The sequence below is a fragment of the Ruegeria sp. BE9 genome (assembly GCF_056538765.1).
Genome location: NZ_JBQFTS010000006.1, coordinates 99,094 through 110,865, shown reverse-complemented (window position 1 = coordinate 110,865; position 11,772 = coordinate 99,094). Strand labels below are relative to the sequence as shown.

At 55.8% G+C, this 11,772-nt stretch carries 17 protein-coding genes; 8 read left to right on the top strand and 9 right to left on the bottom strand.

Annotated features, from left to right (window positions below):
• The first annotated feature begins 44 nt into the window (after positions 1-44).
• The 8 genes from ACR0EO_RS16110 (at position 45) to ACR0EO_RS16075 (ending at position 7,112) form a co-directional block, all read left to right on the top strand.
• A complete protein-coding gene (locus ACR0EO_RS16110; protein ID WP_480691518.1) occupies positions 45-308 on the top strand; it encodes a metal-sensing transcriptional repressor in 264 nt (87 codons plus the stop codon).
• A 3-nt stretch (positions 309-311) separates the two neighbouring features.
• Entirely contained in the window at positions 312-1,544 is a 1,233-nt protein-coding gene (locus ACR0EO_RS16105; RefSeq protein ID WP_480691517.1) for an MFS transporter, read from the top strand.
• A gap of 35 nt (positions 1,545-1,579) precedes the next feature.
• Positions 1,580-2,008, top strand: a complete 429-nt coding sequence (locus ACR0EO_RS16100) for an Lrp/AsnC family transcriptional regulator (protein WP_480691516.1) — start codon at positions 1,580-1,582, stop codon at positions 2,006-2,008.
• A gap of 73 nt (positions 2,009-2,081) precedes the next feature.
• A complete protein-coding gene (locus ACR0EO_RS16095; protein ID WP_480691515.1) occupies positions 2,082-2,777 on the top strand; it encodes a lytic transglycosylase domain-containing protein in 696 nt (231 codons plus the stop codon).
• Between the two features lie 69 nt (positions 2,778-2,846).
• Positions 2,847-4,874: a flagellar biosynthesis protein FlhA gene (flhA, locus tag ACR0EO_RS16090; RefSeq protein ID WP_480691753.1), complete on the top strand. Its 2,028-nt coding sequence runs from the start codon at positions 2,847-2,849 to the stop codon at positions 4,872-4,874.
• Entirely contained in the window at positions 4,871-5,644 is a 774-nt protein-coding gene (locus ACR0EO_RS16085; RefSeq protein WP_480691514.1) for a flagellar biosynthetic protein FliR, read from the top strand. The genes flhA and ACR0EO_RS16085 overlap by 4 nt, the downstream gene beginning before the upstream one ends.
• Positions 5,641-6,729 carry a flagellar type III secretion system protein FlhB gene (gene flhB / locus ACR0EO_RS16080; RefSeq protein WP_480691513.1) on the top strand — a complete coding sequence of 363 codons (1,089 nt, stop codon included), beginning with the start codon at positions 5,641-5,643 and terminating at the stop codon, positions 6,727-6,729. The genes ACR0EO_RS16085 and flhB overlap by 4 nt, the downstream gene beginning before the upstream one ends.
• The gene (locus tag ACR0EO_RS16075) at positions 6,726-7,112 is read left to right on the top strand and encodes a hypothetical protein (RefSeq protein WP_480691512.1); all 387 of its coding nucleotides are present in this window, start codon (positions 6,726-6,728) and stop codon (positions 7,110-7,112) included. The genes flhB and ACR0EO_RS16075 overlap by 4 nt, the downstream gene beginning before the upstream one ends.
• 31 nt (positions 7,113-7,143) lie before the next feature.
• On the opposite strand, the gene ACR0EO_RS16070 is transcribed toward ACR0EO_RS16075, so the two are convergent.
• The 9 genes from ACR0EO_RS16070 to ACR0EO_RS16030 are packed head-to-tail and all read right to left on the bottom strand — an operon-like array spanning position 7,144 to position 11,692.
• Positions 7,144-7,653 carry a flagellar basal body-associated protein FliL gene (locus ACR0EO_RS16070; RefSeq protein ID WP_480691511.1) on the bottom strand — a complete coding sequence of 170 codons (510 nt, stop codon included), beginning with the start codon at positions 7,651-7,653 and terminating at the stop codon, positions 7,144-7,146.
• A gap of 8 nt (positions 7,654-7,661) precedes the next feature.
• Complete coding sequence (flgH, locus tag ACR0EO_RS16065; protein ID WP_480691510.1) at positions 7,662-8,393, bottom strand: flagellar basal body L-ring protein FlgH; 732 nt, start codon at positions 8,391-8,393, stop codon at positions 7,662-7,664.
• The gene (flgA, locus tag ACR0EO_RS16060; RefSeq protein WP_480691509.1) at positions 8,393-8,809 is read right to left on the bottom strand and encodes a flagellar basal body P-ring formation chaperone FlgA; all 417 of its coding nucleotides are present in this window, start codon (positions 8,807-8,809) and stop codon (positions 8,393-8,395) included. Before flgA ends, flgH begins: the two co-directional genes overlap by 1 nt.
• A complete protein-coding gene (gene flgG, locus ACR0EO_RS16055; protein ID WP_480691508.1) occupies positions 8,809-9,594 on the bottom strand; it encodes a flagellar basal-body rod protein FlgG in 786 nt (261 codons plus the stop codon). Before flgG ends, flgA begins: the two co-directional genes overlap by 1 nt.
• 22 nt (positions 9,595-9,616) lie before the next feature.
• A complete protein-coding gene (locus ACR0EO_RS16050; protein ID WP_480691507.1) occupies positions 9,617-10,327 on the bottom strand; it encodes a flagellar hook-basal body complex protein in 711 nt (236 codons plus the stop codon).
• A complete protein-coding gene (locus tag ACR0EO_RS16045) occupies positions 10,327-10,599 on the bottom strand; it encodes a flagellar biosynthetic protein FliQ (RefSeq protein ID WP_480691506.1) in 273 nt (90 codons plus the stop codon). The genes ACR0EO_RS16050 and ACR0EO_RS16045 overlap by 1 nt, the downstream gene beginning before the upstream one ends.
• A gap of 4 nt (positions 10,600-10,603) precedes the next feature.
• Entirely contained in the window at positions 10,604-10,894 is a 291-nt protein-coding gene (gene fliE / locus ACR0EO_RS16040) for a flagellar hook-basal body complex protein FliE (protein WP_480691505.1), read from the bottom strand.
• Positions 10,895-10,905: 11 nt separating this feature from the next.
• Positions 10,906-11,292 (bottom strand): flagellar basal body rod protein FlgC, encoded by a 387-nt coding sequence (gene flgC / locus ACR0EO_RS16035; protein ID WP_480691504.1) that lies wholly within the window; start codon positions 11,290-11,292, stop codon positions 10,906-10,908.
• Between the two features lie 13 nt (positions 11,293-11,305).
• Positions 11,306-11,692, bottom strand: a complete 387-nt coding sequence (locus tag ACR0EO_RS16030) for a FlgB family protein (RefSeq protein WP_480691503.1) — start codon at positions 11,690-11,692, stop codon at positions 11,306-11,308.
• Positions 11,693-11,772: the final 80 nt, after the last annotated feature.

Genomic DNA, 11,772 nt, shown 5'->3' with positions numbered 1-11,772 from the left:
CGGTTAACTTGACGCAATCCCTATGGGGGGGATAGGGATATTACATGGAACAGCACACTCACGAATCCCATGCACAAATCAAAGCACGTCTAAAACGGGCAAACGGGCACTTGGCGAAAGTCATAGCCATGCTTGACGACAATGCCCCTTGTACAGACGTGGCCCAACAGTTGTTTGCAGTGGAAAAGGCAATCACCAATGCAAAACGGGTCTTAATTCACGACCACATCGATCATTGTTTGTCGCCCGGGTCAGACACCCAGACAGCCGATATCGACGACTTCAAAGCCATCACGAAATACCTGTGACAGATGCTTAGCGTTCTTCGAAACCGTGTCTACCGCCACCTGCTGAGCGCACAGGTGGTCGCCCTTATGGGCACCGGGCTGGCAACGGTTGCGCTAGGCCTTCTGGCCTATGATCTGGCGGGTGACGCTGCGGGGCTGGTTCTGGGTACCGCGCTGACGATCAAGATGGTCGCCTATGTGACCATCGCCCCCGTTGCCGCTGCCTTTGCCGAACGCCTTGACCGTCGCCGGATGCTGGTTGCTTTGGATTTGGTTCGCGCGTTGGTGGCGCTTTGTTTGCCTTTCGTGTCCGAGATCTGGCAGGTTTATGTACTGATCTTTGTGCTGCAATCGGCCTCAGCCGGATTTACCCCTGCGTTTCAAGCCACCATCCCAGACGTTTTAACGGACGAACAGGACTATACCAAAGCCCTGTCCCTGTCTCGGCTCGCTTATGATCTGGAAAGCCTGTTGAGCCCGATGTTGGCCGCAACACTGTTGTTGGTCGTCAGTTTTGACAGCTTGTTCTGGGGTACAGGCTTGGGCTTTATCGCATCCGCCATGCTTGTGGTTTCGGTCGCATTGCCCTCGCCGAAACCAACGGAGCGCAGGGGAATCTACGAACGAACGACTCGCGGCATCCGTTTGTACCTTGGAACACCGCGCCTGCGGGGTCTCCTGGCGCTGAGCTGGACGGCAGCCGCGCTTAGTTCGATGGTGATCGTCAATACCGTGGTTCTGGTCCGGGCAGATCTCGGCTTGTCTGACAGTGCAGTTGCCGTCGCTCTGGCCGGCTTCGGCGGTGGCTCCATGCTGGCTGCATTCACCCTGCCCAAACTGCTGGAAACGTACGACGACCGAAGCGTCATGCTTACTGGTGCTACTATCGGGACACTTGCGATGGGAATGGCTGCGGTTTCATTCTCCTTCACACAAGTGTCGCTGATCGGGCTCGCGCTTCTGTGGGCGTGCGCCGGGTTCGGTTACTCTGCAACATTGACGCCTTCAGGGCGGCTGCTTACCCGTTCGGCTCGCCCCGAGGACAGACCGGCGGTCTTTGCGGCGCAGTTCACGTTGTCTCATGCGTGCTGGTTAGTGCTGTATCCCTTTGCGGGATGGATGATGACGACATTCAGCGCGGCAACGACCATGACATGCATGACCCTCGTTGCGTCGCCCGGCCTTTTAGTGGCTGCCATCATCTGGCCACGCTCCGACCGGAAAGCCGTTTCAAAAGAAGGCTCTGACACGACTTGAGCCTTTGGGCCTGTCTGCTTTACATCTTGGCTACCATGGATCAACTTGACCGCCGCATAATCGCCGCCCTGCAACACAACGCCCGCGAGTCGACCTCGAAGATCGCCGCAAAACTCGGCGTGGCCCGGACGACCGTGCATGAACGGATTCGCCGGATGGAGGCGAATGGTGTTATTGCCGGGTACTCGGTCGTACTGAAAAGCTCCGAAGACGCCCGGCACGTTCAGGTCGTTGTGCTGCTGGAAGTGCAGCAAAAGGAAACCACACGTATCATCAAACGGCTTGAGGCCTATCCCGAGGTAAAACTCTGCCTTTCGATCAATGGCGAGTTTGACCTTTTGCTATCAGCCGAGGCCCCAAGGCTTGAGGATCTGGATATTCTCGTCGACGATCTGGCCAAAATTCCGGGTGTTCTGCGTACCAATACCAGCGTTGTTTTCGGTCGGCGGATCGATCGAAACTGAGCGGTTGATAACCCTCTGTAAACTGAAACAAGACTAGCTTGGCCCGGACTGATCAGAATCCCGGACCGGCAGAATGCCCTATCGTTTGATCTTTGGACTGAGTTTCCTTGCGCTGTGCATGGCGCAAAAGGGATTCGCTATGCCGGATGCCCGCGTGGCTGAGGTTTGCGACAACGCCGCCCGTCGTGCGGCGCAGTCCGAAGGTGTGCCCCTGAATGTGCTACGCGCAATTACCCGGGTGGAAACTGGGCGCTTGCGGGACGGGCGGTTAGAACCTTGGCCGTGGGCCATCAATGTCGGAGGGCAGGGATATTGGTTCGCATCCGAGTTTGAGGCCAAGACTTACGTTTTCAACATTTTCAAAGCAGGTAAGCGCAGCTTTGACATCGGTTGCTTCCAGGTCAATTACCGCTGGCACGGCAAGGCATTCAACTCGATCGACGCCATGTTCGACCCAGATGAAAATGCTACCTATGCCGCTCGATTTCTGAACGAATTGCATACCGAGCTTGGGTCCTGGCAAGCTGCCGTTGGGGCGTATCACTCGCGCACCCCAAGTCTGGCGAACGCCTATTCTGGCCGATTTCAAGCTGTTCTGGCGCGATTGGATCAATCCTTACCCGCTGCCGCTGAACAGGTGACCCGCGATCCATTTACCGCCGCCGCATCCCCTCTGCTGCCCGTAAACCATGCGCAATCTGACAAAGGCGCCTTGGGATCGCTTGTTCCGCCCTCTGGCTCCAACAGCGCCTTTATCTCGTTCAATTAGGAGACACGCGTGCCCAAAATAGACGCCCGCTCCCTATTCTCGCCGACCGTGCTGCTGGCGCTGGCGCTAATGACGGTCATTGTGATGATGATCCTGCCGATGCCGGCATGGGTGTTGGATGTGGGATTGGCGGCCTCATTCGCGCTGGCAATTTTGATTTTCACACTAACCCTGTTCATCGAACGGCCGCTGGATTTTTCCTCTTTCCCGACAATCCTGCTGGCCTCACTTATGCTACGGCTGTCGCTGAACGTCTCCTCGACCAAGTTGATCATCGGTGAGGGGCACACCGGTCCCAACGCTGCGGGGGACGTTATCGAAGGCTTTGCCGATTTCGTTATGGGTGGCAGCATATTCCTTGGTCTGGTCGTCTTCGGCGTGTTGCTGATCGTGAATTTCATGGTCATCACCAAAGGCGCCGCGCGCATGGCCGAGGTCGGTGCGCGTTTCGCGCTGGACGGGATGCCTGGCAAACAGTTGGCCATCGATAGTGATATGTCTGCCGGGGCCATTGACCATCAGCAAGCCAAGGAACGGCGTGAGCGTGAGCAACAGGAAACGACCTTCTTCGGCTCGCTTGATGGGGCATCGAAGTTCGTCAAAGGCGATGCGGTTGCTGGATTGCTGATCACCCTGCTGAACCTCGTGATGGGGTTGATTATGGGCGTGATCGTACACGGCATGCCAATCTCATCCGCGTTTGAGACCTATGCCATCCTGACCGTTGGCGATGGTCTGGTATCGCAAATCCCGGCGGTGATCATTTCAATCGCATCAGCCTTGTTGTTGGCACGGGGAGGAACACAAGGCGCCACCGACAATGCGATTTTCTCGCAACTGGGGCGGCATCCAGCAGCGCTTGGAACGGTCGCGATCCTGATGGTGCTATTTGCACTTGTTCCTGGTTTGCCATTCCTGCCGTTCATCTTGGGGGCAGGTGTTTTGGGCTATGCCGCCTTCACCGTCCACCGCAAACAAAAGGCCGAAGAAGCGGCGGCTATGGCCCCGACAGCTCAGGACGACACACCAGTCTCTCAGGCGATTGGCGACATTCTGGATCTGGACGATGTCCATCTGGAATTTGCTCCAGACCTGGTCAGCATGGTCCTGAACCCTGGCACCGGCCTGGATGCGCGCATCGCCAATATGCGGACCTATGTCGCTTCGAGCTTTGGCCTGATCTTACCCGATACCCGATTAACCGACCGCGCCGATCTGCCAATGGGCACCTATGTAGTTAAGGTTCAAGGTGTCGAGCAAGCACGCGGTGTTCTGAATCCTGATCTGGTGCTTGCGCTGGTCCAGGACGGCCATGACATGCTGCCTGAAGGCAATGACGTGACCGAGCCTGTGTATGGTGCCCCTGCTCGCTGGATCCTACCCAAGGACCAAGAGGCCGCAGCGATGAGCGGAGCCACCATTGTCTCTCCTCCCGAGATTTTGGCCACGCATCTGCTGGAGATCATCAAACAGAACTTCTCGCGCCTGTTAACGCTCAAATCCCTGCGACGTCTGCTATCCGAGATGACCCGCCTCAGCGATCCCGTTCGTGCCGAGGCCAACCGCAAGCTACTCGACGAACTGATCCCCGACAAAGTGCCGATGGACACATTGCATGCAGTTCTACGGCTCTTGCTGGACGAAAAGGTTTCGATCCGAAACATGGCACTAATCCTCGAGAGCGTGGCCGAGGCGCGCCTGACCACAACACAACCCGAAGGCATTTGCGAGTTGGTCCGGCAACGGCTGGGTTTCCAGCTGGTGGCCGAGATGAAACGAGAAGATGGCTCGATTCCATTAATCCAATTGGCACCGGAGTGGGAGGACACCTTTACAACCTATCAAATCGACGCGCCGAGTACTGGACTAGACGTCGCGCTGCCACCAAATTTGTTCAACAAATTGGCCGATGGTGTCGTCAACAGCGTAACACAGTCTGCGGATAACGGGCTGTTCCCAGCAGTCGTCACCTCAACCCGGAGACGCAGGTTGCTGCGCACCATTATGCACGCACGCGGCGTGTCCAACCCGGTCCTGTCATTTGAAGAAATCGGCCTTGAGGCGCGCCCAGCGCTGGTGGGAACGGTACCGGCGTGATCACACTGCCGCCAGAGCTTTTGCCTCAGGTGGGTGTTGGACTTTGGCACCTATTCGTCGTTTTCCTACGTGTTTCGGCGCTGGTTTCAATGCTACCTGCCTTTGGAGAGCGCAGTATTCCTGCCCGGGTTAAACTCGGTATCGCTACGGCTTTTACCCTGATTGTTGCACCAGCAATTCAAACGCCAAGCGTAAACGTCACCCTATTTTCAACCGTGCAAATGGTTTTGGTCGAAGTTCTGATCGGAATAGCATTGGGCATGGGTCTGCGTCTGTTTGTATTGGCTTTGCAGACTGCCGGTTCTATTGCGGCTCAAGCAACCTCCCTGTCTCAGATCCTCGGTGGTGCTGCGGCGGATCCTGTTCCCGCAATGGGCTATCTGCTGACACTTGCCGGGTTGGCACTTGCAGTGCTGCTGGGTTTGCATATCCGTGTCGCGCAATTTCTCATCCACAGCTATATGCTTTTTCCCCTTGGTTCCGCTCTACCTGCTCCAGACCTGTCGCTATGGGGAGTGCAGCAAATCGCCTTTAGTTTCGGCTTGGCATTTGCTCTAGCGATGCCCTTTGTCATCGCCTCGCTGATCTACAACCTTGCACTTGGCGTTATCAATCGGGCGATGCCACAATTGATGGTCGCATTTGTCGGTGCCCCCGCGATTACTTTTGCGGGCCTGTTTCTGCTGTTCGCCGGTACGCCATTGATCCTCTCGGTTTGGTCAGAGGCCCTCTTCGCCTTCATAATAAACCCACTTGAGGGTGCACGATGAGCGGATCCGACGATGACAGCGACAAGTCATTCGACCCGACGCCGCAGAAACTGCAGAAGGCGCGCCAAAAGGGTGAAGTTGCCAAGTCCACAGATTTGTCGGTCGTGGCTGCATATGCTGGCTTTTTGATCGCTTTGTATGCCTCCGGACAATTCGGACTGCAAAATCTGGGGGCTTTGTTTGTAGTCCTGATCGATCAGTCTGGCCAGATTGCCCCTTTGTTGACCGACGGTCCTGCTGCCAGCCCTGTCGGAGGGATGCTGAAATCGGCGATGCTCTCGATCTCCGTCTTATTCGCGTTGCCTGCAGTTGCGGTGCTTTTGAGTCTTATCGCCCAACGCGCTTTGGTTTTTGCGCCCAGTAAATTGAAACCCAAGGCGTCGCGTATCTCGATTCCATCGAATGCAAAAAACAAATTTGGTCGAGGTGGGTTGTTCGAATTCGCCAAGAGCTTTGTGAAACTAGCGATCTATTGTACCTGTCTGACCTTATTCCTGCGCGCCAACCTTAGCGACATTCTATCAGCCAGCGCAGCACCGGCACGGTCTTCGGTAATGCTCATGATGAACCTTTTGTTCCGGTTCCTTTTTATCGTCATTACCGTAGCACTGGCGATCGGCGTGGTTGATTTCCTCTGGCAGTATTCTGAACACATCCGCAAAAACCGAATGTCCCGCAAAGAGATTCAGGACGAAACCAAAGATGCCGAGGGCGACCCTCATGTGAAACAACAGCGTCGCCAACGCGCACAGGACATCGCGACAAACCAAATGATGGCAGATGTACCCAAGGCGGATGTGATCATCGTCAACCCCACGCATTTTGCAGTGGCTTTGAAATGGGCCAGAACAGCAGGGTCCGCTCCGATTTGCGTAGCGAAAGGTGTGGATGAAGTAGCGGCTGCAATCCGTGGTAGCGCGGCCGAGGCCGGCGTTCCAATCCATTCCGATCCACCGACCGCACGCGCTTTGCACGCGACTGTAGAGATCGGCCAGGAAATCCCCGAAGAGCACTACCGCCCGGTTGCAGCCGCAATTCGGTTCGCTGAGGCAATGCGCAAACGCGCGAAAGGACAGATCAGATGACCCTAGATGGGCTTTCAGACCTCGAGCAAGTCACCGAAGCTGCGTTCCAAAAGGAGTATAACACCCTGCGTCCCCTGCTTGAGGCGGAAGCCAAGATTCAGGCCCAACTGGCGCGGCTGGACGCGCAAGTTCAACAAACCCGGTCGGAAAGTGTGACAACCGAGGGATACTGCGTGACTGGCACTGAGGTTTTGTGGAACGGGTGGGAATCCGCAACTCGCCGCAACCTCAACATGGAGCTCGCCCGACTGCGTGCTCGGAAACTAGCTGCGTTAGAGGCCCTGCGCACGGCCTTTGGGCGCAAGCAAGCCGTCCTCAAACTATCTGCGGCCCGAAAAGACGAACGCAAACGCGCTATAGCCAATAGCATGCAGCTGTTCTGACTGGGGCCTTGCAGATTGCAAGGCCCTCTCCTCAAACATCCTGGCGGCTTACGCTCATGATGAGGATCTGCGAAACGTCATCACCCAGATCTTTGCGTGCCGTTTCCAACAACGCCTTGCGCAGAACTTTCAGGTTGTCCGACTCGGTGAAAAAACCGTCAAATCCACCCGTGTTGGCATGATCAAACATGACTTGCAAAAAGCCGTCTCGGAGTTTTGGTTCGAGCGCATAAAACGCCTCTGTCATGCCACGTGTGATTTCAAGGCTAAGGGACATGGTAACCATGGCTTCAATCCGATCCGCATCCACAACCGGAATGACGAACTGCTTTGTCAAAGGCAGATACTCAAATTCACTTTTCCCGTCTTCTTTTCCAACTTTGTGCGGTTTTGCGTCACCCGCTTTGTCTGATGAGGTTTCAGCCTTGGCCGCTTGCGTACTGTGTTCAGCGTCTTTTGATGGCGACATCACAACGCCAGCGCTAATACCGACGCCAAGCCCAACCAAAGGCAAGAAAACGGGTATAAACTTCTTAATCATTTCACACCTCAGAACGGCAACAGAGTATCAAGGATTTGCTGACCGTAACGCGGCTGCTGGACATCGGTTATCTGCCCTCGACCACCATACGAAACCCTCGCAGAGGCAATCTTGTCGTAGGTGATTTCGTTCTTGCGAGAGATGTCCTGTGGCCGCACAAACCCTGTCACCAAAAGCTCGCGCATCTCAAAGTTGACGCGTAACTCTTGTGAACCCGATATCGAAAGAACACCATTCGGCAAGACGTCAACTACGGTTGCGGCAACACGCAGTGTCAGTTTTTCTTTTCTCTTAACCGAGCCCTCACCCTTGGATTCTGAGGTGGATTCAATTCCGACAGCTTCCGCAAGCGAGGCCCCCTCGGGTAATTGTCTGGCGGCACGTTGAGGCAACCCGAACAAGCTTTCGATACCCAGACTTTCTGAGCTTGTGCGAGATCGCTCAGTATCATTTGAAATCTCTGCTTTTTCATTCAGCTCGATCACGACCGTCAGAATATCGCCTTTCTTTATCGCTCGTTGATCCCCTAGCAGCGAGTGCTGCCCCCCGCTCCAGAGCGATGCCCTGTCTACATTGCGTTGAGGTTGCGTGTGCAACGGCAGGCCTGGCCAAAGCATGGCGACATGCTCTGGTGAGTCTACGTTTGAGGAAAAACTTGGTGGTTTCCCCAAGTGATCGACCCGCCCGCAAGCCGACAAGGCAAGGCCGGCAAGCAACATGGTTATCGGAAATTTTGACATTACTTCACCTCGATTTGGCCGTCTGGCCGAATGACTCCGGTAACGGTTGTGCGGGACGACGAGTTCATAACGCGAATGCGGTCTCCGACCGCTCCGCGCCCCAGCGCGCGGCCTTCGGCGGTGATCGACAAAGGGCGGCGATCGAAGACCAGCACAACAAGGTCATTGCGATCGACCAGCGCCGGAGGCCCAACGTCCCCGGACCGAATGGGACGACCGGGATAGAGAGCCACACGTGCTTCTTGCCCGATCAGTATACTGGCATTGATCACGGCGCCCGGCACCTGCTGGTCCTTGGTCTCGATATCCGTGGCAGTGATGATCTCTTTGGCGCGAATGGTGCGGGTTGGTACGACAATGTCGGCCTGAACGGGAATTGGACCCAATAACGCCAATGCCAGAAACAGCACTCGCATCACCGCACCTGCGTCGTTGCGCCCATCATCTGATCGACTGCGGAAATGACCCGAGCATTCATCTCATATCCACGCTGCGCCTCGATCAACTCTGTCACCTCGCGAACAGCATCAACAGAACTGTCTTCAAGGTACCCCTGCCGAACAGTACCCAACCCATCTTCACCGGGTGTTCCAACAACCGGCGCGCCCGATGCTTCGGTTTCTTTGAATAGGTTGCTGCCCATTGCTTCGAGCCCTTTGGCATTTGAAAAACTGGCCAAAGTGAACTGGCCCAGCAACTGACCTTCGGCAGCGTCATCGAAATATGCGTAAACCTCCCCCCAAGCGTTGATCGAAATCGATCGTGCATCGTCGGGGATCGTTATTTCCGGAGCCACCGTGAACCCATCTGAGGTCACAATCAGCCCCTCAGCAGATCGTTTTAGACTGCCGTCACGAGTAAAACCGGATTGCCCGTTGGGCAGCGTCACCTCCAGATATCCGCGACCGTCAATCGCAACGTCCAAGTCACTTCCGGTGGCGGACAAAGCACCCTGCGCCAATTGAACGGTCACAGCTGCGGGCCTAACCCCCAAACCCATTTGAACACCCGTTGGAAGAACCGTTCCATCACTAGAGTTAATGGCCCCTGCCCGCGCCATCTGTTGATAGTGGAGATCTGCAAACTCGGCGCGACGCGCGTTGTAACCAGTGGTATTCATGTTCGCTAGGTTGTTCGAGATCGTTTCGACTCGCATCTGCTGCGCCGTCATTCCAGTCGCTGCAATTTTCAAAGCCCGCATGTCATAATTCCCTTTATTTTTATCAGCGCATCAACGCTTTGAGTGCTTCACGCACGCGCTCGTCTTCGGTTTCCAGAAAGCTTTGACCTAACTCATAGGCGCGCTGGATCTCGACCAACCGGGTTACCTGCTCAATCGCGTTGACGTTTGCCCCTTCCAGAAACCGATGCAGGATCACAGGCTCATCGACAGGATCTATGTCGCCTTCAGCTCGGAACTGAGTGCTGCCTTCACGCACCAGCGCCTTTGGGTCGGCCACCCGGTAGACCCCGATTTGGCCCAGCAATTGGCCCTCAATGCTCAGCGTGCCATCGCTGCCAACGTCAATAGAGGCTGCGTCTGGCGGAATGAAAACCGGAGCTCCGTTGCTGTCGAGAACCCGATGGCCATCCATCGTGACCAGATCACCTTCGGCACTCGGGGAAAACGCGCCCGCACGTGTCAATCGGTTTCCTGCTGGCGTTTCGACCAGGAAAAAGCCATCGCCCTCAATGGCGAAATCGAACTGCCCTCCGGTCTCGGTCAGCAAACCCTGCTGCAAAGAAGTGTTGCGCACTTCGGCCCTACTCATGGAAAGGGAGGGGGTTCCCGGCATGTCTTGAACGAACTCTGAGAAAACCAAGCCCTGCGCACGGTAGCCAGTGGTATTGGCATTAGCGATGTTGTTAGCCACCAGCCGCATTTCATTCATCAGTCCTGACTGGCGGGACAAGGTGACATAGGCGGTATCCATTAGCGGCCTCCTGCAATCAACGGGATGAGAGTTGTGGTGAAGAACGTCACCAGCGTTTGGGTCATGAAACCCATCGACATCCAGAACACGACGACTATGGCTATCAGCTTGGGCACGAAGGTTAGCGTCATCTCTTGCACTGAGGTCAGCGCCTGGAACAGGCCGACGATCAGGCCCGAAACCAGCGCCACCGCCAGGATCGGAACCGAGGTGATCACCGCGACCCAAAGCGCCTGACGCACGATGTCATAGAAGAGACCTTCGCTCAGCACGTCTTTAGACCGGCATCCGCAGAATTTCCTGATAGGCCTCGACTACTTTGTCCCGCACGACAACGGCCGTTTCCACGGCCAGTTCGGTTTGCGCCAAAGCCTGAACCAGCGCATGCGGATCGGCCTGCCCGGTCATGGCGGCCTCGGATACTTGCTCGCTGTGTTTCAGCGTTGCGGCAAAGTCTTGAAATGTACTGCGCAACCCACCCACAAGCCCCGCATGATCAGGGTCGGCCTGCGTGGCAGGGCGAGCAGTGGCATAGTTCTGGGCGGCGTTAAGGGATCGGATATCCATTCTGGTGTCCTTTATCTTCTGAGGAGGTCCATAAGGTTCGACGACATCTGTCGCGTCTGGTCGAACATCTTGAGGTTAGCTTCATAGCTACGCTGAGCTTCGCGCGCGTCCGCGATTTCGATCATCAAATCGACGTTTGAACCAAGGTAGTGACCGCTTTCGTCAGCCATTGGGTGGCTGGGGTCATAGATCCGCGACCCTTCGCGGTGATCCAACTTTACCCGTCCGGCCTGCACAACATCGCGCCCGTCTTTCTGTATTGTTTCGAACGGGACAGTCTTACGGCGATAGCCCGGCGTGTCAGCGTTCGAGATGTTTTCGGATACGTGGCGCAACCGAGCGGACTGTGCCCGCAGGGCGCTGGCCGACGCCTCGAGTGAATGGGAAAAATCACTCATCCTTCGACCTCCCTTAAGTTCGACCCAAGCTACTGCGCAGGACGTTCATGGAAGATTTGTAGATCGCCAACGCGCGGTCATGTTGCCGCTTGGCTTCCACCGATTTCAGCATCTCTTCTTCGATTGAGACCCCATTACCGTTAGGGTCGCCCGAAGGGTCAGCCTTGATCTCGGCCCACTGAGGTGTACCGGCGCCACCATGCAAGTGACCCCGGCGCGTTGCGGCCATATCGGTTCTAGGTCCGGAGTTTTCGAAAGCTTTTTGAAAGGCCTCGATGTCGCCAGGCTGATAGCCCGGTGTATCTGCGTTGGCCATGTTGCGCGCAATAACGGCTTGTCGTTGCCCGGCGTGGGTTGCCATTGCGTACGCAGTCTTAAAGACGTTCAGGTCGTAGAACATCGGGGTTTCTCCCTCGATCAATTTCAATCAAGGCTTAACCCCGATTCCTTTAGAAAGCGTTTTCAGAAACCCGTTGGAGA